General features: G+C 43.3%; 22 protein-coding genes and 1 pseudogene. 9 read left to right on the top strand and 14 right to left on the bottom strand.

Annotation, left to right across the window (positions count from 1 at the left end; translation table 11 throughout):
- Positions 1-361: 361 nt before the first annotated feature.
- The 7 genes from phoU to AACT52_RS38615 all read right to left on the bottom strand — a co-directional run bounded on the left by phoU (position 362) and on the right by AACT52_RS38615 (position 7,053).
- Positions 362-1,048, bottom strand: coding sequence for a phosphate signaling complex protein PhoU (gene phoU / locus AACT52_RS38650; RefSeq protein WP_198941073.1), 687 nt, complete (start codon positions 1,046-1,048; stop codon positions 362-364).
- Positions 1,049-1,058: 10 nt separating this feature from the next.
- Positions 1,059-2,372: a sensor histidine kinase gene (locus AACT52_RS38645; RefSeq protein ID WP_073635544.1), complete on the bottom strand. Its 1,314-nt coding sequence runs from the start codon at positions 2,370-2,372 to the stop codon at positions 1,059-1,061.
- Positions 2,373-2,413: 41 nt separating this feature from the next.
- Entirely contained in the window at positions 2,414-3,166 is a 753-nt protein-coding gene (locus tag AACT52_RS38640) for a response regulator transcription factor (RefSeq protein WP_073635543.1), read from the bottom strand.
- Positions 3,167-4,338: 1,172 nt separating this feature from the next.
- Complete coding sequence (gene hisA / locus AACT52_RS38630; protein WP_073635541.1) at positions 4,339-5,112, bottom strand: 1-(5-phosphoribosyl)-5-[(5-phosphoribosylamino)methylideneamino]imidazole-4-carboxamide isomerase; 774 nt, start codon at positions 5,110-5,112, stop codon at positions 4,339-4,341.
- Positions 5,113-5,161: 49 nt separating this feature from the next.
- On the bottom strand, positions 5,162-6,352 hold the full coding sequence (locus tag AACT52_RS38625; RefSeq protein WP_083630756.1) for an alpha/beta hydrolase: 1,191 nt from the start codon (positions 6,350-6,352) through the stop codon (positions 5,162-5,164).
- Positions 6,353-6,361: 9 nt separating this feature from the next.
- Complete coding sequence (locus tag AACT52_RS38620) at positions 6,362-6,709, bottom strand: DUF3593 domain-containing protein (protein ID WP_233154173.1); 348 nt, start codon at positions 6,707-6,709, stop codon at positions 6,362-6,364.
- Positions 6,706-7,053 carry a DUF2499 domain-containing protein gene (locus AACT52_RS38615; RefSeq protein ID WP_073635540.1) on the bottom strand — a complete coding sequence of 116 codons (348 nt, stop codon included), beginning with the start codon at positions 7,051-7,053 and terminating at the stop codon, positions 6,706-6,708. The genes AACT52_RS38620 and AACT52_RS38615 overlap by 4 nt, the downstream gene beginning before the upstream one ends.
- A 39-nt stretch (positions 7,054-7,092) precedes the next feature.
- On the opposite strand from AACT52_RS38615, the gene csaB reads away from it, so the two are divergent.
- Positions 7,093-8,136 (top strand): polysaccharide pyruvyl transferase CsaB, encoded by a 1,044-nt coding sequence (gene csaB / locus AACT52_RS38610; RefSeq protein ID WP_073635549.1) that lies wholly within the window; start codon positions 7,093-7,095, stop codon positions 8,134-8,136.
- Here the strand turns inward: csaB and AACT52_RS38605 are convergent.
- Entirely contained in the window at positions 8,129-8,695 is a 567-nt protein-coding gene (locus AACT52_RS38605) for a Uma2 family endonuclease (protein WP_073635548.1), read from the bottom strand. The genes csaB and AACT52_RS38605 overlap by 8 nt on opposite strands.
- An 86-nt stretch (positions 8,696-8,781) precedes the next feature.
- Between AACT52_RS38605 and AACT52_RS38600 the strand changes: the two genes are divergently transcribed.
- Positions 8,782-9,357 (top strand): Uma2 family endonuclease, encoded by a 576-nt coding sequence (locus tag AACT52_RS38600; protein WP_073635539.1) that lies wholly within the window; start codon positions 8,782-8,784, stop codon positions 9,355-9,357.
- 74 nt (positions 9,358-9,431) lie between these two features.
- On the opposite strand, the gene AACT52_RS38595 is transcribed toward AACT52_RS38600, so the two are convergent.
- The gene (locus AACT52_RS38595) at positions 9,432-9,776 is read right to left on the bottom strand and encodes a luciferase domain-containing protein (protein WP_073635538.1); all 345 of its coding nucleotides are present in this window, start codon (positions 9,774-9,776) and stop codon (positions 9,432-9,434) included.
- A 135-nt stretch (positions 9,777-9,911) separates the two neighbouring features.
- Entirely contained in the window at positions 9,912-10,625 is a 714-nt protein-coding gene (locus AACT52_RS38590; protein ID WP_073635537.1) for a rubrerythrin family protein, read from the bottom strand.
- A gap of 733 nt (positions 10,626-11,358) precedes the next feature.
- Here AACT52_RS38590 and AACT52_RS38580 point away from each other — a divergent pair.
- From AACT52_RS38580 to AACT52_RS38550, 7 genes are all read left to right on the top strand, one after another.
- Positions 11,359-11,832 (top strand): GNAT family N-acetyltransferase, encoded by a 474-nt coding sequence (locus tag AACT52_RS38580; protein ID WP_073635547.1) that lies wholly within the window; start codon positions 11,359-11,361, stop codon positions 11,830-11,832.
- Between the two features lie 179 nt (positions 11,833-12,011).
- On the top strand, positions 12,012-12,440 hold the full coding sequence (locus AACT52_RS38575; RefSeq protein WP_073635536.1) for a MarR family winged helix-turn-helix transcriptional regulator: 429 nt from the start codon (positions 12,012-12,014) through the stop codon (positions 12,438-12,440).
- A gap of 102 nt (positions 12,441-12,542) precedes the next feature.
- Complete coding sequence (locus tag AACT52_RS38570; RefSeq protein ID WP_073635535.1) at positions 12,543-13,157, top strand: Crp/Fnr family transcriptional regulator; 615 nt, start codon at positions 12,543-12,545, stop codon at positions 13,155-13,157.
- Positions 13,158-13,295: 138 nt separating this feature from the next.
- On the top strand, positions 13,296-14,228 hold the full coding sequence (locus tag AACT52_RS38565; protein ID WP_073635546.1) for a helix-turn-helix transcriptional regulator: 933 nt from the start codon (positions 13,296-13,298) through the stop codon (positions 14,226-14,228).
- A 79-nt stretch (positions 14,229-14,307) separates the two neighbouring features.
- Positions 14,308-14,478: a hypothetical protein gene (locus AACT52_RS38560; RefSeq protein WP_233154171.1), complete on the top strand. Its 171-nt coding sequence runs from the start codon at positions 14,308-14,310 to the stop codon at positions 14,476-14,478.
- Positions 14,475-14,993 carry an aldo/keto reductase gene (locus AACT52_RS38555; RefSeq protein ID WP_272937137.1) on the top strand — a complete coding sequence of 173 codons (519 nt, stop codon included), beginning with the start codon at positions 14,475-14,477 and terminating at the stop codon, positions 14,991-14,993. The genes AACT52_RS38560 and AACT52_RS38555 overlap by 4 nt, the downstream gene beginning before the upstream one ends.
- On the top strand, positions 14,977-15,324 hold the full coding sequence (locus AACT52_RS38550; protein WP_272937139.1) for an aldo/keto reductase: 348 nt from the start codon (positions 14,977-14,979) through the stop codon (positions 15,322-15,324). The genes AACT52_RS38555 and AACT52_RS38550 overlap by 17 nt, the downstream gene beginning before the upstream one ends.
- 95 nt (positions 15,325-15,419) lie before the next feature.
- Here the strand turns inward: AACT52_RS38550 and AACT52_RS38545 are convergent, their stop codons facing one another.
- The 4 genes and pseudogenes from AACT52_RS38545 to AACT52_RS38530 form a co-directional block, all read right to left on the bottom strand.
- The gene (locus AACT52_RS38545) at positions 15,420-16,016 is read right to left on the bottom strand and encodes an EF-hand domain-containing protein (RefSeq protein WP_073635534.1); all 597 of its coding nucleotides are present in this window, start codon (positions 16,014-16,016) and stop codon (positions 15,420-15,422) included.
- A gap of 112 nt (positions 16,017-16,128) precedes the next feature.
- The gene (locus AACT52_RS38540; protein ID WP_073635545.1) at positions 16,129-17,388 is read right to left on the bottom strand and encodes a cysteine desulfurase-like protein; all 1,260 of its coding nucleotides are present in this window, start codon (positions 17,386-17,388) and stop codon (positions 16,129-16,131) included.
- Positions 17,389-17,517: 129 nt separating this feature from the next.
- Positions 17,518-18,330, bottom strand: a pseudogene (locus tag AACT52_RS38535) (SDR family oxidoreductase); the annotation flags it as partial.
- A gap of 76 nt (positions 18,331-18,406) precedes the next feature.
- Positions 18,407-19,189 (bottom strand): tryptophan 2,3-dioxygenase, encoded by a 783-nt coding sequence (locus AACT52_RS38530; protein ID WP_073635533.1) that lies wholly within the window; start codon positions 19,187-19,189, stop codon positions 18,407-18,409.
- Positions 19,190-19,277: the final 88 nt, after the last annotated feature.

Genomic DNA, 19,277 nt, shown 5'->3' with positions numbered 1-19,277 from the left:
GGCTACTGAAAGCCCACACTGTATTCGGTACCCCGAATCAGTGCGGGTAGTTTACGTTGTCATTGCTTAATTTAAGTGGGAGAGTTTAAGAATAGGTAAGCTTTTTGTAAAATGTTTGTAATTTTACAAAAAATTGACACTGTGGCAATATTAAAGCTTTAGCTTGTGTTCCTAATTGAAGAGTTATTGATGCGTTTTCAGGCTCCGCAAGCTAGATGCTAATTATAATCTAATCACTAATATTTAACTATCTCGCATACATCTATCTAAAGTAGTACTTGAGGAAGAGTTGTCAGGTGATGGGGATCTGCACAGATGTGGGGAGAGTGGGAACTCCCTCCCTAGATCCTACAGCGTATATCTAACCGCGTTGACCAGTGACAATATATGCCACACGTTGACCGATGTTGGTTGCATGATCTGCCATGCGCTCCAGACAACGAATCGCCAGTACTAGTAGCAAAATAGGCTCAACCACACCTTGGTCGTACTTTTGATGAGCTAAAGTCTGATAAAGCCGTTCATAAGCATTATCTACAGCATCATCGAGTCGCTTTATACCTCGTCCGTTGACTTCATCTAAATCTGCCAACGCCACTAAGCTCGTTGCTAACATTGCTTGGGCATGGTGAGACATGACTGCAATCTCTGGTACACAGGGATGAGGCGGATACGGAAGGATTTTTATGGCAATTTCAGCCAAATCCTTGGCATAGTCGCCAATACGTTCGAGATCGCGCACAAGCTGCATAAAGGCACTCAAACAACGTAAATCTTGAGCTGTAGGAGCTTGCAGCGTCATGATTGCCGTACAGTCTGATTCTATTTGTCTGTAAAAGCGATCAATTTTTTTATCTAATACAGGAAGTTCCTCAGCTGCTGTCAGGTTGCTGGTAAACAAGGCTTGGTGGCTCAGGCGAAATGATTGTTCCACCAAAGCCCCCATACGCAAGACATCCTGCTCTAAGCGCCTAATTTCGCGAGCCAGCTGGGGTCTGTCAGGATTGGGACTATACAGGGGGAGTTTCACACTTGTAGTCTCAAACATGAAGATATTTTCAAATATAGTCTTGGCTGTCAGAATTTGCCACGATGCCAGGTAGTTCTACTTGCAACCAAGCACCGCCTGTCTCCGGATGGTTCATGGCTTTTATAGAACCGCCATGTGCTAGAACAATTTGCTGGACAATTGCCAAACCCAAACCACTACCAACAGTTGCTGTAGCCGAATGAGTCTCTGAGGGTGTCACACGGGAGCGTGCTTGATCCCCTCGGTAAAAGCGCTCAAACACATGGGGTAAATCTGCTTGGGAAAAACCCATTCCAGAGTCAATAATGTCAATTTCTAGCGTTGGTTGCTGATTATTCTGTCCCGGAACGATTTTTGCTTCAACGAGAATGGTTGTACTTGGAAGACTGTATTTGATACTGTTGTCCAGCAAATTGAGAAACACCTGGTACATGCGAGATTCATCGGCGTTGATCCAGATATTTTCTGGACCAGAATAGCCAATCTCAATCTGATGTCGGTGTGCTAGGGGTGTTAAACTCTCCCAGACAGACAGAATCAGCGATCGCACTTCCACTCTTTGACGATGCAGTTGGATGGTTGGGTTGGTTTCCAGTTGAGTGAGCTCTAACCAACTTTGCACTAAGTGAATCAATCTGTCAACCTCCTGCAGTAGGCGGTTAACCCAACGATCCAAGGGCGGTTGCATACGGTCTTGTAATGTTTCTACAACCAGACGGATTGAAGTCAGCGGAGTTCTCAGTTCGTGAGCCAGATCAGAAAAAGCGCGATCGCGTGCCAAGTTCATATCCAGCAAAGGCTGACGGTTTTCTATAAAAACTCCCACTTGCCCCTTGTCTAAGGGTAAGCTTGTCGCCTGTAACATTAAAGGCTTCACTTCTGATATCGCCGCTGCATTCTCGTAAGAAGGATGAAACACCCACTCCTTTGACTGTGGCTTTTGGCGATCGCGAGTTTTCTCAATTAATCGGTCAAGTTCGTAAGACCTTACTAACTCTAGCAACAAGCGCACTTGTCCGGGTTGCCATCTTTGTAGATCCAACATTTTCCGCGCCTGCTCATTACACCAGAGCAGTTGATTTTCTTCGTCAACCTGTAAATACCCCACTGGCGCGAACTGCAGCAGATCTTGGTATGTTTTGAGCAACTGCTGCAATTGTTGGCGTTGTTGCTTGACCAATCGAATTTCGTGCCGCAACCCAGGAATGAGCAGCGCCAAGTCAGAAGAATGCCCGCTTAACGGTCGCAACACTTGCCCTAGGTAGCGGTTCAGTTGAAACTGTTGCCACACCCAAAAACTTACGCCTACCGCTAAACCCAGTAAAAATCCTAGTATAAGCATTGCTAGTTGTTAGTTGTTCTCTGACAACTAAAAACTAACAACTATCCAAATCGATAGCCAAAACCCCGTACAGTCACAATATATTCTGGACGACTGGGGTCTTGCTCTAATTTTTCGCGTAACCAGCGAATATGAACATCCACAGTTTTGCTATCGCCAACAAAATCTGGTCCCCAAACTTGATCTAACAATTGCTCGCGTGACCATACCCTCCGGGCATAGCTCATAAACAGTTCCAGCAGTCGAAATTCCTTGGGCGACAAATTCACCTCTTGAGCGCGAACCAGTACGCGACATTCTTGGGGATACAAAGTAATTTCTTTATACTGCAGCACTGGTAGCTGAGGCAAACTGCTTAAGCGTTGGCGGCGAAGCAAAGCACGACAACGAGCCACGAGTTCCCGCATACTAAAGGGTTTGGTGAGGTAGTCATCTGCTCCCACTTCCAGCCCCAAAACGCGGTCTGTTTCACTCCCCTTAGCGCTCAGCATTAATATCGGTACTGGGTTTCCTTGATATCGGAGCAAACGGCAGATATCTAGCCCATTGATTTGAGGCAGCATCAAATCAAGAATCACCAGATCAAAGGAAAGCTCTCCTGAATTTGGTTCATAACTTTTTAGGTATTCTACGGCCAACCGCCCATCAGTGGCAGTTACCACTCCATAACCTTCCTCTTCCAAAGCTAGAACAAGCATTTCCCGGATGAGTTCTTCATCTTCTACTACTAGGATGCGGCTTCTTTGTCCAATTTCTGCTGTATGGGGATACTTGGGTGATTCGCTGGTATACATTGATATCACAGAATTTTGTGGTTGTGATTGTATCAATATTAATTATTTAATTTCAGTGTATCTACGCTTTCTCAAAGCGATTTTACTTTGAAATTTGTAACATAAGCAACAGGATTGCTTTTATTATAAACCAATACAACACAAAGCTAACAATTGTTTTTTTACAGCTTTGCTTTTTCAACGTTAAAAATACAACAAATAGCCATAGCTAAGCAAACTTCGCGTCCAGAATTTATGACAAAGCTAATATTCATTTATGTAGCAAGTAACTTGATAATAATTCCTTGTGCAACAAGTTCACCGAGCCAGTCGTTTGACTTCACTAATACCGCGCTGAACAGTCTGTTGTTGAAGAAGTTTTTTGTAATCCCAGTAACGAGCAGAAATAGCCTGACATAAATCTGGAGCATAGCGATAGAAAGTAGCGCAAATAACATGATAGCGTCGGGCTACAACTCTTACAGAAGGTGAAGGATATTCATTTTGACTAAATTATGGTTTTAACAAGGGAGAGCGCGTTGAATATTCTGACTCCTGAGTTCTTTCTTGGTCAAAGTATTTTTTTTATGGAGTCAGTCGATTTGTTCTTTAAATCTGGATTCATGAAACCAGGTTCAGTCTTTTTTGGTTTATCTTTTGGTTGTGGTTTAGATTTTTCGTTAGTCATATTTTTTCCTCTGAATTAACTACAAATTTATCTACACTCTGTTTATAAATAATTCCGTAAAAAAAAAAATCAATAATTTCAAGAAATTGACTTTCATACAAAAGAAAATAGAGACGCATAAATCAAGCGTCTCTACCAGAGAGGAAACCCATTAACTATAAAAATTAAAAATTAAAAATTAAAAATTAAAAAATTTCTTTAGTAAGCGCTTGGTTTTAATCAAGAATCTTTTTATGTTGATTTTTTTGAACCTGGAAATACCAGGGGTCATGGAAAATCTTTGAATGTTGGAATTTATTAACCTGGTAGCACCAGAGTTGGTTTTGACTGGTCTACCTCTGTTAGGAGGTCTTTTACGAGTCATATTAAGAACTGGATTATTGCTTACAAGTTGGGATACACGGCGGTAAATGAGTAATCCGGAAAAATTCAAAAAAGAATTGGGTTAAAGGAACAAGAGACGCGCTAGAGATGAAAGCGTCTCTATACTGGAGGGTAGCTGAGATTAGGCAAATGCCGAAAAATCTATATTAGGCGGAATATCCTGAATCCGCCCTTGACCTACCGCACGCAATGCTTCTCTAAGAGAAACATCACCAGTGTACAGTGCGCGACCGACAATGACACCAATCACGCCTTGTGGTTCTAACGCCAACAGACTTAACAAATCGGTGACAGAACTGACACCACCAGAAGCAATCACAGGAATGGAAATTGTCGCGGCGATCGCTCGCAAAGCTTCTATATTTGGTCCAGAAAGAGTTCCATCACGTTGGATATCGGTGTAAATGATGGCGGCTGCTCCTAATTCTTGCATTTGTACAGCCAGTTGAGTTGCCAAAACTTCCGAAGTTTCTTGCCACCCGCGAGTTGCTACCATTCCGTTACGCGCATCGATACCGATAACAATCTGTCCGGGAAATTCTTGGCAGAGTTGTTGCACCAGTTGGGGTTGTTCTACGGCTATAGTTCCCAAAATCACCCGCTGCACGCCTAAATTCAGTAACTGTTGCACGCGAGAGCGATCGCGCACCCCCCCACCAACTTGAACGGGTACTGACACTGCTTGAGTGATTGCCTCAATTGCTGGCAAGTTTACTAATTCCCCTGTTTTTGCTCCATCCAAATCAACTACGTGTAATCTAGTGGCTCCCTGTTCCACCCACTGTTGAGCCACTTCAACTGGGTTATCGTTGAAAACTTGCGATTGTTCATAATCTCCCTGATAAAGTCGCACACAGCGACCTTCTAGTAAGTCTATTGCTGGAATAACTTCCATTTATAACTTCTCCTTTTTATTCCTTTGCGCTGTAAAATTTCCTAACAAATCAATTTTTGTTTGCCGAACCACTTGCCAAAATTTCTAATAACGCTTGGCGATAAATCTTTAAACCTTCGGCATTGAGATGGTCGCCATCACTTGTTAAATTGTCTTTGAGAACATTATTTTCATATAAAGATTGTATGCCTGACGATTGAACTGGCACATTTTCAGTTGTCGCAACTTGATTGATCACAGTATTAATTTCCTCAACTTTCGATTGTGGAGCGGCGACAGTCGGATCTTTGCTAGCAGCAACTGTTGAGTAGAAAGCAGGAATGAGAAAAATTTCTTTAGTTCCCATTGCTCTTACTAACGAGATAGCCTCTTTCAATTTTTCGGTAAATACCTCGTTACTTAGCCCATACAAAGCATCATTTCCACCTATGGCAATAATGGTTTTTTGGCATTTTACATTGCCTTGAGCTAAACTTTTCAACTGTTCAACTAATGAAATTGTAGTCAATCCATTTAAGGCAAAATTAAAAGTTCCTTCACCAAGGGAATTCCCAAGTTGAGCAGAAACAGAATCTCCAAATAAGCAGCCTGAAAATTGCTTTCCTTTACTTGCTAGTATTTGATATTGGGTTTGAATTTGCCATATAGGTGTAGAAGTTAGGTTATCCTTTTGTGGCGTATTTTGTGACGCATTAGACGAACTCGAATATAATTTTGATTGATTCAGTATTTCTAAAGCTTGCGGCAAATCCACGACTAGTTTGTCGCTCGGATAAGCTTTGAGAAAGCTGATGATTCCCAGACCTTCTCTTGATTTTGCTCCTAAGATAATGGCTGAACGTAGTGCTTGTATCCCAGCTTTGTCACGACGCGTAACACTTTTAGAAGCAGCAGATAAAAGCATTTTGCCAAGACTTGTGTCTAATAGCTTATCCACAGCCACAATATCAAGAGACATATTTACGTGAAGTGCCTGTTGCAATCTCTGTTGCTGTTTAGGATTTAGGTAACGCAGGAAAGAGTTGAGATCGGAAGAAACCTGTTGAGTTTCAGCATACTTACGCAAATCTTCCACAGGAAGTGATTGCTCAAACAATCCATACCTGACAACAAATTTTTCAGCCGCAAAACTAGAAGATGAACTCAGAAGACTATCAACAGCTAAAAATGTTACACAACCTGATAGACCTAACAGAGTGCGAGAAAAATATTTAATAACAGAAGATAGCTGCAATGACATAGGTGATTTTTAATCTTGAGAAGTGGGTGATGACATTTGCGATGACATTTGCTCAGGGGGAATAGGGACAACAGCTTGATTTTGAATCACAGCTTGCCGGAAACCTAGGACAATGAAAATATTAAAAAATGTCAAGAAAAATTCTGCGCTCCCGTGCAGCCAATCAACATTTGCTAGAGACTTACCATAATGGACTTGGGCATAAATTCCCGCTGGAATGGTGATGGCGACAAACACGAGAGTACCGTAGAAACCATACAGCGCCAAACGGGGCATTTGACTACTGCGGCTGATAAACCACAAGAAACCCAAGTAGGGAAACAATGAAAGGGCAAACAGGGCTTCTTTTGAAATCATCGCTCTAATTTTATAGTTTTTGTAGACACAGGATTGCTATCAGTTTTGGTTGACTGATTGGAACGCCAAATTAACACCGCAGCTGCCCAAAGCGTAAAATTACCGACTAAGGTCATACTTGCTTGCAGCGTTACCAGCCATTCTAGAGATTCGGAATTATCAAAATAGTGCCAAGTGCAAGCACACATGGCGCTGACTAGAGCAGGTAACATAGCAAAGGACAATGCCCACCAAGCACGGTTTCCTGTCACTTCTCCATATTTCCAGATTAACCAAATAGCGGCAATCCATTCTATAACGCTAGATATATGAATAATCCAAGTAGGAATCGAAAGAGCGTGCATAATATTCAAGATTCAAAATTCAAAATTCAAAAGTCAAAGATGCGGGTGTTGTTATCTGGGTATTACGGTAAGGGAAATGGTGGGGACGAAGCTTTATTAGCAACGCTTCTACAGATGCTACCACCATCAGTCACGCCTGTGGTTCTCTCTGGCAATCCTGAGGAAACTCGCGATCGCTACAACGTTGAAGCGCACGATCGCATGGCACCTTTCACCGTACTACAAGCTTTGCGCTCCTGCGACGGTTTTATTTGGGGTGGTGGTAGTTTAATTCAAGATACAACCAGTGCCGCTAGCCCATTTTATTATGGGGGAATCATGGCATTAGCTCAAAGAATGGGTTTGAAAACCGTTGCTTGGGGACAAGGAATTGGTCCACTGAAGCGCTCTGTGACTCGTTGGTTAGCACGGCAAACTTTTGGCGGTTGTACGAAAGTGAGTGTCCGCGATCGCGCTTCTGCGGCTTTGCTCACTAATTGGCAAATTCCTTTTATACTGGCTCCAGATCCCGTGTGGGCGTTGGAAAGTAAACCTGTTCCTGGACTTTGGGATTTACCTGCTCCCAGAGTTGCGGTCACTTTACGAACCCATCCCCAGTTAACCCAAACTCGCCTTGCTCATTTGACTCGCGCACTGGTTGATTTTCAAAAAGCCACACAAACTTTTATATTACTCTTACCTTTTCAAAAAAGTGAAGATTTAGGCATAGCCCAAGCAATTCAACCGCAACTCAAAGATGTCAGCCAAATTATGTGTCTAGAAGAACCGCAACTTTTGAAAGGAGTGTTTCGCGGTGTAGAAATGGCAATTGGGATGCGTTTGCATAGCTTAATTATGGCAGCAAGTGAAGGGTGTCGCTGCTTTGCTCTGAGTTACGATCCCAAGGTGAATCGATTGATGGAAGATGTAGATATGCCTGGATGGGATTTAGCTAATTTGCCAGATGATCCCAATCTCATTGGTAAAACATGGATAGAACACTACGCCAATGGCGACCCATTGTCAACAGAAAAAATTCAGTTTTTGCTAGATAGAGCACTAATCCACCGCGAGGTGTTGAGCGAAGCCTTAAATATTAAGTAAATATACGGCTAACAGGGCAAGTGAAACCAGGTAACAGTGGTGAATTCAGTTCATCATTGCTTAGTAAAGTTGCCAATAACGCCAGTGTAGCTTGCTGTCGTCGATAGACTTGAATTTGCTGCAACTGCCAATCAACAATCCAGTATTCTTGCACACCTTGAGTTGCGTAAAGCTTGAGCTTCACTTGTTTATCGCGTCGTTCATTGTTCTCGCCAGGAGAAAGTACTTCAACCACTAACTCTGGTGCAGCAGTAAGGTGTCCTGCATCATCTATCACTAATGCTAGTCGTTCATTGCTGATCCACACCACATCAGGAATAACGTTATCAGCATCGGTGAAGATAATACCAGCTGCTGTGACAGCTTCTCCCATACCAGTCTGTCGAGACCATAGTTTCAACTCTGTACAAATGCTGTCTGCAACTTTTTGATGTTTCCAATGTGGTGCGTGTGTCACAAATAACTCTCCATCTACAATCTCATAGCGCTTACCGTTATCTGGGAACAGCTCTAAGTCGGCAGTTGTCCAGCGTACCTGGTTAGTCGTAGTTTGGCTCATATGGGGCATCTTTTGAAGTCTGTTTTTCTAATGTACCAACCCTTAACTGAGGTGCGGCATAATTGATATATGCTTAAAAATTGCCTATGACCAGTGTCACCCCTAAACGCTTCACCATAGCTGAGTATCATCGCCTCATGGAACTGGGGTTCCTAACGGAGGATGACCGGGTGGAGTTGATTAGGGGAGAATTGATGCAAATGGCAGCAAAAGGCACACGACACTCTGTGTGTAATACAAAATTATTTCGAGAGTTAGATAGGTTAGTGGGAGACACAGCTGTTATCCGTGGACAAGAACCTATAATCTTGCCTACTGATAGTCAGCCTGAACCAGATATTGTTATTGCACGGGGTGAGGCTGATGATTACTTGTCAAATCATCCTTTACCAGAAAATATTCTCCTGGTTATTGAAGTATCAGACTCTTCCCTTGACTATGACCAAAACACCAAACTAGCACTTTATGCTGAAGATGGGATTAGCGACTACTGGATTGTTAATCTAGTGGCAGATCAATTAGAACGCTACAGTCAGCCTTACCAGGATACTCAAGGCAAGTTTGGCTATCGTTTGAAGCAGATTGCATTGCGACATGAGTTTGTGACACTCCCTGGTTTTCCCAATTTGTCTTTGGAGTTGAATAGAGTTTTTCCAGGTTGAGAAGTCAAAAACTATCAATACATTTGTTATACGGTGGACGGGCGAGACGCCCGCCCCACAAGAGTTTAGGAATTTCACGCTGCCCTAACCTCAGCTTTAACTGTCAACCGATTCTTTGCCAATCGGTCATAATTCATCCGCAACAGTTCTAGTAGCAGGGAAACATCCTCAACACCATGAATGTAGAAAGAAATCCAACCACTGTTGGGATAAATGTGATGTGGTGAAGCTTTACCTGATTCTACAAGCTCTTTGCGTATACGGGCTGTAAAAGGAATGTCTGCTTGATAATCCCCATGCAAGTGACCAATTTCCCGATTGTTAACCTGAAACTCCATACCACCAAAGCGATGGGGCGCTATTGTCACACCTTGCCAGGTTTGTACTTCCTGCACAATTGTGTCTTTTATATTATTCATCGCTGTCAGTTCTCCTAAGCCATAACTTAACCTTATAAATAAATCATAATGGAAATGATTATGAGTTGCAATAAGCCGTGAGGCGATCGCCCTGTCAGAGCGATCGCCTCACGCACCGTCTGTTATAGTTAATCCCTACGCTGCAACGGCTTCCTCATAAGGGACAAACGTTTTCTTAGTAGCGCCACAAATTGGACACAACCAATCTTCAGGAATTGCCTCAAAAGGTGTTCCAGCAGCAATTCCAGAATCAGGATCGCCCTCTACAGGATCATAAATCATCGAACACTGGCGGCAAATCCATTTCTGGGTTGCAGGATCGCCGCTTGCTGCTTTCGCTTTTGGAGCGATACCATCAAGAGCTTGGAGTGCTTCTGTATATTGATTGGCGTGATGATGTTCGATTGGTGTCAGCAATCCAAAGTTGTGTGTTGCTTTGCGGAAAATTTGGGCGTGTTCGCGAGACTCTACTTGTTGTGCTTCAAACTCTACTACAGCCTTATCGTCACGGTCTGCACGCGCTGCCTCTGTAAACTGTGGATACATGGTAGTGTACTCATAGGTTTCTCCCTCAATCGCTAACTCTAAACAACGAGATGCGATCGCCTTCTTTTGTTCATCAGTTAACGAAGCGACATCTTCCACCACCAACTCTGGATGCATTAACCGAAAGTGAGCAAAAGCGTGTTCTGTCTCCTGGTTTGCCGTTTCCCGGAACAGCTTTGACAATTCACTCAGCCCCAACTGGCGAGTCACTTCCGCAAAGAACAGATACTTACGATTTGCCATTGATTCCCCAGCAAAGGCTTCAGACAGGTTCTTTGCGGTGTTCGAGTTTGATAAATCCATTATTTCTCCTCTCAATTCTTCACTCATAGACTGCCTTTACAATAGCAGCCCGCTAATCCGTACTCATAACGACTACGACTAAATGTATTGTACTCATAATCAGTATGAAATGCCAGATTTTTCACAATATCTTTATGCAGGCAGGTTTAAAAATCTATAGCGATTCCCACTTAAGTGAGGTACAGGAGGAAACAATGAACTGTAGACGAAGGCAAATAAATTTGTACTTCAGTAGACTAGGAAAGGCTATGATTTGATTGTTTACCTAATTTCTACTTCACACCAGGCAAGATAAACATTTTTAGTATTCATTTTAGAAGTGATCCGCGAGGGTTTATTGCAACAAGGCGATCGCATCGCTGACGAGATTGAAGCACGGCTGTTCTCGAACTTCAGCCTATAGGAGCAAGAATGTTTAAATCAGTGAACAGCTACCTACGCAGTGACGCCTGCGGGCGCTTTGGGGGATTTAAAAGAGCCACCAACGCTTATGCCTACGGCACGTCTCTTGACGAACGGTGCACAGGAGTGTGGTGTTTCCCCCAACGATAAAACTGATACTGCGGGTACTTGGTAACTGATAACTGGTAACTGTTAAACGAGTACCTCCTGCGCTGCATCGACACTTTGGACGCAAATAAGTTTGACAAGGAGTAGTATTGAGAAGGCAGATGCTACGGCAAAGACGGTAAGCAGAATAATAAATACTTAGCCAGTGAAGGCTTCGATGAAAATGAAAATACGATTGTTTCATGAGCAAGACGCTGAGCAAATAGCGCAGTTGTTCCACGATACCGTGCGTGAAATCAATATTCGTGAGTACTCAAGCAATCAGGTCAAGGCATGGGCACCAGATAATATTCATTTTAGAAACTGGGCAAAGATTTGTTCTGAACGACTCACTTATGTTGCTGATGATGAAGGTGTGATTGCAGGTTTTGGCGAGTTAGAGTTGAGCGGGCATATAGACTGCTTCTACTGCCATAAAAATTATCAACGAATGGGTATCGGCAGTCAAATTTACCGTGTGATTGAGACAAAGGCTCGTGAATTAGGAATGAATCGCTTGTACACCGAAGCAAGTATTACCGCAAAGCCATTTTTCTTGCACATGGGCTTCGAGATCATTAGGGAACAACAAGTGGAACGCAGGGGAGAGAGTTTTATTAACTACTCAATGGAGAAGTTTCTAAAAAATGCTATCTAGCTTGGTAAACCGCTCATAGACATTACATGACTGCTTGGTGTCTTGCCTAATATTGCTAATATTGCTAAAAATTTTCCAATGCCTGCAAAATCTTGTTGGGTTTTCTCCACAAACGACAAGTTGCTAAATGTTCATCAAACATTGTACATTTTATTTAGCTGGCTAAATATAACTCATGTATGTCTGAAAAACCCATACAAGAAACCATGTGCTGTTTGATGGTGCAAGTGTGTAAAGCACACCGCAATCATGCTGCTACGGTTTTGGCTGAATTAGGATTGCATAATGGGCAAGAGATTTTGCTCATGCATCTGTGGGAACACGATGGGTTAATCCAATCTGAACTGGCTTCTCTTATGGAAGTGGAAGCCCCAACACTAACAAAGATGATACACAGGATGGAAAAAGCTGGATTTTTGGAGCGACGTAAAGATGAAGAAGATGGGCGAATTTGCCGGATTTACTTGACACAGGCGGGGCGATCGCTCCAAGAACCAGTTACCTGTGCTTGGAATTTTCTAGAAAAACGCATATTAGCTAACTTGACACAAGAAGAGCAATTCGTGTTTCGTAGGTTGCTTTTGCAAGTTCGCAGCAACCTAACTTAAAGCTTGTTTTTTAGCCATTTATTTAGCCAGCTAATAATACCAAGAAACGACAACGCACTCTATTCATCCAAAATCTAAAAATCCAAAATTGGAGAAGCTTGTATGGATTTGTTGACGTTGGATAGCTTGCCAGTAAAGTTACGGGATGCAATTGTACACCGTGACTTAGCAGCAGGAGAAACTCTATTCCAGCAAGGAGACTTAGCATTATCTTTTTTTGTTGTAGAAACGGGACGAGTTAGACTTGTCCGCTATACTAGTGGCGACAAAGAGGTGACTTTACAGATTGCTGGTTCTGGGGAGGGTATAGCTGAAATTGCCTTGTTCTCAGAAACTTACCCGTGTACTGCAGTTGCAGAAGTGAATTCACGGGTAATTGTTTATCCGAAAGAACTTCTTTTGTCAGCAATCCGTAACAATCCAGACTTAGCAGAAGATTTCATGGCAATGCTAGTGCGGAAAATCCAGGATTTGAAAATACGTGTAGAGTTGCGAGATATTCGGGCAGCGCACGAGCGATTGCTGCGATATCTACGCTATCAAGCACAGTCTGAAGAGCAAACCGTTGTTAACTTTGACCGTCCCCTCAAAGATATTGCTGTTGATTTGGGTCTGACGCCTGAAACCCTCTCCCGGGCATTGACGAGGCTAGAGCGCGATGGGATGATTACGCGAACACGTCTTTCGGTCACGCTTGTGAATTCACCTGCAGCTTGATTTAAATCAATGCAATTTTGCTACCGAATTCATTACCATATCAAATTGGTTTGAATATTGGCTAAAGTCTGGAAATCTAGAAAAATTTAAGTATGACTTACATAGCGCTTGCTCCTGTTGTATCTAGCTTACCCAAAGATGAGCAACTGCCAGGGATTAAACCAGGAAAAGCCTTTGCTCGTTGATTTCAAAGAGCAAGGAGCTTCTCTTGCAATCTTTCCTAACCCACCTCTGTTAACCAGTTTGCATACAGAATGGAGCGGTATTCATTTTGAACATCATCATCAGCCTAGTCATGATACCCCAGAGCATTGCCTGACAATGCATACTATCAGTATTGCCTTAGACGTTGGTTCCACAGAAAGATGGTTTGACGGACATAGAGAAAGCGAATACCAGACGAAAGGAACCACAGCGATTATTCCTGCTGGAACGCTCCACCGTTGCTTATGGGAACAAGACGTTCAATTCATGTTTCTGGCAATTGACCCGAAGCTTTTGATACAGTTGGGTGTGGAAGTCGCAGCACCTGAGGACATTGAACTGATTCCTCACTTTGCCACATTGCAAGACCCGCTGATTCTGGGTATATTATTATCCCTTAAAGACGAACTAGAGTCAACAAATCAAGGAGATAATTTGTATGTTGAGCAGTTGAAAACGACGCTAGTTTTTCATTTGTTAAAAAAATATTGTGCTAAAAAACCTCAAAGCTCAACGTATGCTGATGGATTAGGTAAGTATAAATTAAGACAAATAATCGATTACATTCACAGCCATGTTGATTCGGAAATAAAATTGACCAGATTAGCTGAAATGGCGGGAATAAGCCAATACTACTTCTGCCAACTCTTCAAACAATCATTGGGTATAAGCCCTTACCAATACGTACTTCAGTTGCGGGTAGAACGGGCAAAGCAGTTGCTGAAGAACCAAAAGATGACGATTTGTGATGTTGCTTTGGCGTGTGGTTTTGCCAACCAAAGCCACTTCACCAAGCACTTTCGCAAGCTGACAGGGACGACACCCAAGGCATATTGGAAAAATTTATCAATGGTAAGCGCACAGTAAGTCTAGCGACTGGCACACACAGAGAGTTCAACCCGCAATAAATGCAAATAAGCATAAGGTAAAACAAGGAGAAAGTATTATGAAAATGAGAAAACTGGGACATCAAGGACTGGTTGTTTCAGAACTGGGACTCGGTTGTATGGGTATGTCTGAGTTCTACGGGGATAGCAATGAGCAAGAAGCGATCGCCTCTTGGGCGGCTCCCTTGGGAGCATCGCCACGATTCATCATGCTCTTGACCTCGGTGTGAACTTCCTTGATACCGCTGATATGTATGGTCCGTTTACCAACGAGCAGTTAGTTGGTCGAGCCATCCAAGACCGTCGAGATCAGGTAGTGCTAGCAACCAAGTTCGGCAATGTCCGCACAGCGGATGGCGGATGGTTGGGTATTAGTGGCAAACCAGAATATGTGCAGCAGGCTTGCGATGCTTCACTCCACCGTTTAGGCGTAGACACCATTGACCTTTACTATCAGCATCGGGTTGACCCGAATGTGCCAATTGAAGAAACGATTGGAGCGATGGCAGAACTTGTACAGCAAGGCAAAGTGCGCTACCTCGGCATTTCCGAAGCAGCTCCTGCTACAATTCGTCGGGCAGCTGCAGTTCATCCGATCACGGCGTTGCAGACAGAGTATTCCCTTTGGAGCCGCGAACCAGAGGATGAAATTCTATCGACTTTGCGAGAGTTGGGCATTGGCTTTGTCGCCTACAGTCCTCTGGGACTCTTGATTTCTCTCAGGAGCAATCAAGAGTCCAGATGATTTAGCAGCAGACGATTATCGCAGGGCTTCCCCCCGCTTCCAAGGCGAGAACTTTGACAAGAATCTGCAATTGGTAGAGCAAGTCAAAGCGATCGCCGCTGAAAAAGGCGTGACACCCAGTCAACTTGCATTGGCATGGATTTTAGCTCAAGGCGACGACATTGTTCCTATCCCTGGCACAAAACGCCGCGCTTATTTGGAAGAAAATGTGGCAGCAACCCAAATCACGCTCACCCCAGACGATTTGCGTCTCCTTGATGAGGTGGTACCTAAAGGAATTGCAGCGGGTGAGCGGTATTCGGCTGAACATATGAGCACAGTCAATCAATAAAGCTGGTTAATGTTCCATTTATGACTGTTGTGATGTGTGTTGCATCGAGAGCGATCGCTAAGGAGCGTAATAGCAACCTTACCCAAGAAAGGAGGTCATCTTGTCTTGCTGCCAACAACCACCGTATTGTCCCAAACGTCGCCGTACAGCCAGTTGCCTCGCGCATCTGGGTCGTTGCTAGTGTAGTATTCCTGCCACGCGATCAGAAGTTCATCGACCGTAAGCTGTCCGTCGCCGTCGCTGTCGAGCTTCTGGAAGGCTAGCTGGCTGTTCGCCGATTTACAGCCAAATGCCTGATGGAATTTAGCGAACTCACTTTGTTCGAGGAAACCGTCGCCGTCTCGATCGCAGATTGTGAAGGTCGCTTCTGCGAGGGGACGGAAGCCTGCGTTATAAGCTTCCGGATCTTCGGCGAAAGCTTTGCGTAAGCCCTTGCGCCACTCCTGTGGAGTCACTTTGCCATCGTTGTTGACATCCATCTTGGCTTCTACATTGGTCCAAAACTGCTCAAAAGCCTGGAACAGTTTTTGTGCTTTGGGGCTGCCCATAGGCTCACCGAGATAAGTAACGATGCGGGCGGCGAGAGCGAGCGCATCCGCAGCTTCTAGAACGCCGTTACCGTCCACGTCGCCGTGAGTAAAACAAACATCAAATTTTCGATCCAACAAATCTTGAGGTTCAGTGATAGGCATATTTAATTTGCATCATACATATCAACTTTGAGTGGAAAATACCACGTTTTCATACATGGCGGTGAAATTTTTTTCATTAGGACTGCCTTACTGTTCCTGAAACAAACTTGAATCAACTGGTAAGGGCAGCAATTTCATTTAAAACTTGCAACACGTGATGAATCTCTTCAGCTGTATTGTAATGTACCAGCCCAATTCGTAGTAAGCCGCCACTTGCTTCTACGCCTAACTTCTCAATCAAATTCAGGGCATAGAAATGACCATGCCAAACAAAGATTCCGCGATCGCCTAAAGCTTTAGCCGTAAATTCTGGCGTTTGTCCAGCAAGTCGAATTGCTACGGTTGGTGTTCGCCAAGCAAAACGACTCGCATCAGTGATGCCGTAAAAACTTAAGCCAGGAATCTGCAATAGTCCTGAAATCAGCTTGTGGCTAAGTTCTCTTTCATATTGCTGAATTGCTGACATTGCTGCTACTAAGGCAGCACGGCGACTATGATAGGCAGATGCGGTCGTAACATGACAACCTAGTTTTGCTAAATAGTTAACTGCCGCCACCACACCGGCTAAACCCTCATAATTCAATGTTCCTGTTTCCCAGCGCGATGATACTTCATTTGAGGAAGATTTTACTTTGTATGGAGTGAGTCGGCTAAGATGTTCCCGCTTACCATAAAGAATACCAACGTGCGTCCCGAAAAACTTGTAAGCAGAACAAGCAAGAAAGTCACAGCCTAGCGCATGTACATTAATCGACCCGTGAGGAGCATAATGAACTGCATCGACGAAAACCCAAGCACCCACAGCATGCGCAAGCTCTACTATTGCTGGTATATCGTTGATTGTTCCCACAGCGTTGGAAGCGTAACACACGGCTACCAACTTTGTGCGGTGATTAATCTGCTGTGCCAAATCGCTCATATCTAAGGTGCAGTCTGCGACGTTGATATCAACAACGCGGATAATTGCACCTTGTTCCTCCAATAGATACCAAGGAGAAACATTGGCAAAATGGTCAAGTCGGGTAACAATAATTTCATCACCTGGTTGCAGTTCTCGACCAATAGCTCGGCTTAAGGTGAAGGTGAGCGTAGTCATGTTAGCACCGAATACCACCTCATCGCTACTGCAACCCAAAAAATCAGCCATCGCAGCACGAGCCGAGGCAATCAGCGCAACTGTACGCGCACTTGTGGCAAAAGCTCCGTATGCATTAGCGTTTGACTTCACCAGATAGTCACTGATTGCATCTAGTACTGACTCAGGTACCTGAGTAGCACCTGGTCCATCAAAGAAAATAGTAGGTTGACCGTTGATTTTTTGTGTAAGAGCCGGAAATTGAGCACGTATCCATTCCAGGTCAAGAGGCTCCATAGCAAAATTACTGGTTGTTTTTTCAGAGCGATCGCTTTTCTGTGCACTACCATTGCTGACAGAAATTTGGTTGCTATCGTTCATAAAGTTTGTAAGAGTTCCAGGGTTCACGCCAAGTCCTAAAGAGGCATCAATCACAGCACCTCGAAGTATTCTGGCTTGTTCAGTGCATAGGAATAAGGCAAGCTCCGCAATCTCATCAGGCTCGATTAACCTACAACCAGGAAGACTGTTATATAAAACTTTTGTCTCATCTGCGGAAAGACTTTTTAACAGACTAGCTTCGAGCATCGGGGTGTTCGTTGCTCCAGGGCAGATAGTGAATATGTCAATGGGTTCATGACTGAGTTCAGCTGCTAGTTGTTTACTTAAAAATGTAATAGCAGCTTTACTCATACTATCTGCTAACCTAAAACCAGGAAACTGGGTAATTCCTCCCCCTACTGAACTAATAAAAATAATTTTGCCATATTTTCTTTTTCGCATCATTGGTAATATTTCTTGAGTAAGCCACAGTGAACCAACTGCATTTACTTGCAATAGCGCTTGGTCTTGAAGGTGAGGCTCTGTGACAAACTCTTTTACAGTGCCACTTCCTAATGCTGCGTTGTTGATTAGTATATCAACAGGTTCTGGCAGCGCTTTAAGAAGGTTTTGGAGACTCGTCCAATCACCCAAATCCAGAGCAAAAGCTTGAACATTCCTACTAGAAAAACTATCTACTAGTTGTTGTGCAGAGTTTTTTCCCTTGAAATATGTAAACCATACTGTATACCCGGCATTTGCGAATTTGGTAACTAAAGCACTGCCAATACCTCTCGAACCTCCTGTGATTAGAACATTTCTTTGGATGCCGCTTTCTTTCTGGTTAGATTGTTGTAAGTGTTTTTTAGAATCGCTTTGGTTAATAAGGTTAACTAAATTTTCACTAGACTGATGCATAGATTACTACCTAAATAAATTAATCAAATAATACAGTGTGACATGACTAAGCAAAAGTTTTAGGTTTTTGCTTATTTTATCGGCTATGAAACCTACTTCGGATAGCTAATAAATCGGGGAAAAATGTGTTGTTAATCGACTGCATCAAATATGGCACTCCCGTAGTTTTCCCAGTCCCAGGAGCGTTACCAATGGTACGTTCTGCCAACTTGAGGTGTCGATAGCGCCACTGTTGAAAAGAGAAGTCGAAGTCTAGCATTAACTCTAGTAAGATAGTTACATTGTCAGCTTCTAAGTACAGTTTCAGTAAACCGTCTTGTACAGCCGGATGTGGGAGTGTTGGCAGGGAGTGATCGCGATCGCGCAGTTCTTTTGGAATCACTACTCCCCAAAACTCTAAGAAGTCGTAGAAGTAGCTGTAAACAGAAGGCTCATGCAAAAGCTGTTCCAGTTGCTGCTGACTTGAAGTATCTTTCTGGCACTTAATGATTTCTGAACGTTTGTTACCGAGAACAAATTCCAGCTTCCAATATTGTAGAGATTGAAATCCAGATGCTGTTTTCAAAGAGCTACGAAAGCTGGCAAATTCCTTTGGCGTTATCGTTTCTATAGTGTCTACCTGTCCTACTAAAACTTTCAGAATCGTGCATACACGCTTGAAGGTATGAATAGCTTCAGACAAGTTATTGTGGTAGAAGTCAATTTTGATTTTCTCAAATTCATGCAGTAGTTGCTTAAACCACAACTCGTAAGTTTGATGGACAATGATAAATAAAGTTTCGCTATGAGCTGGTGGATTAGATTGGGGTACTTGCAGACTCAATAGTTCGTCAAGATTCAGGTAATTTGAATAGTTCATACTTTATGTTATGATGTTATTTCTTCATTCTGTACTTAGCTTCTGGATCGATGTTCTAAGAAGTATGCTGAATTCCTTCTCCATAGGG

It is taken from the genome of Scytonema sp. HK-05 (genome assembly GCF_963872035.1).
Lineage (GTDB): Bacteria > Cyanobacteriota > Cyanobacteriia > Cyanobacteriales > Nostocaceae > Kalymmatonema.
The sequence above is the reverse complement of the archived record's forward strand: the minus strand, read 5'-3'. Positions and strand labels throughout refer to the sequence as shown.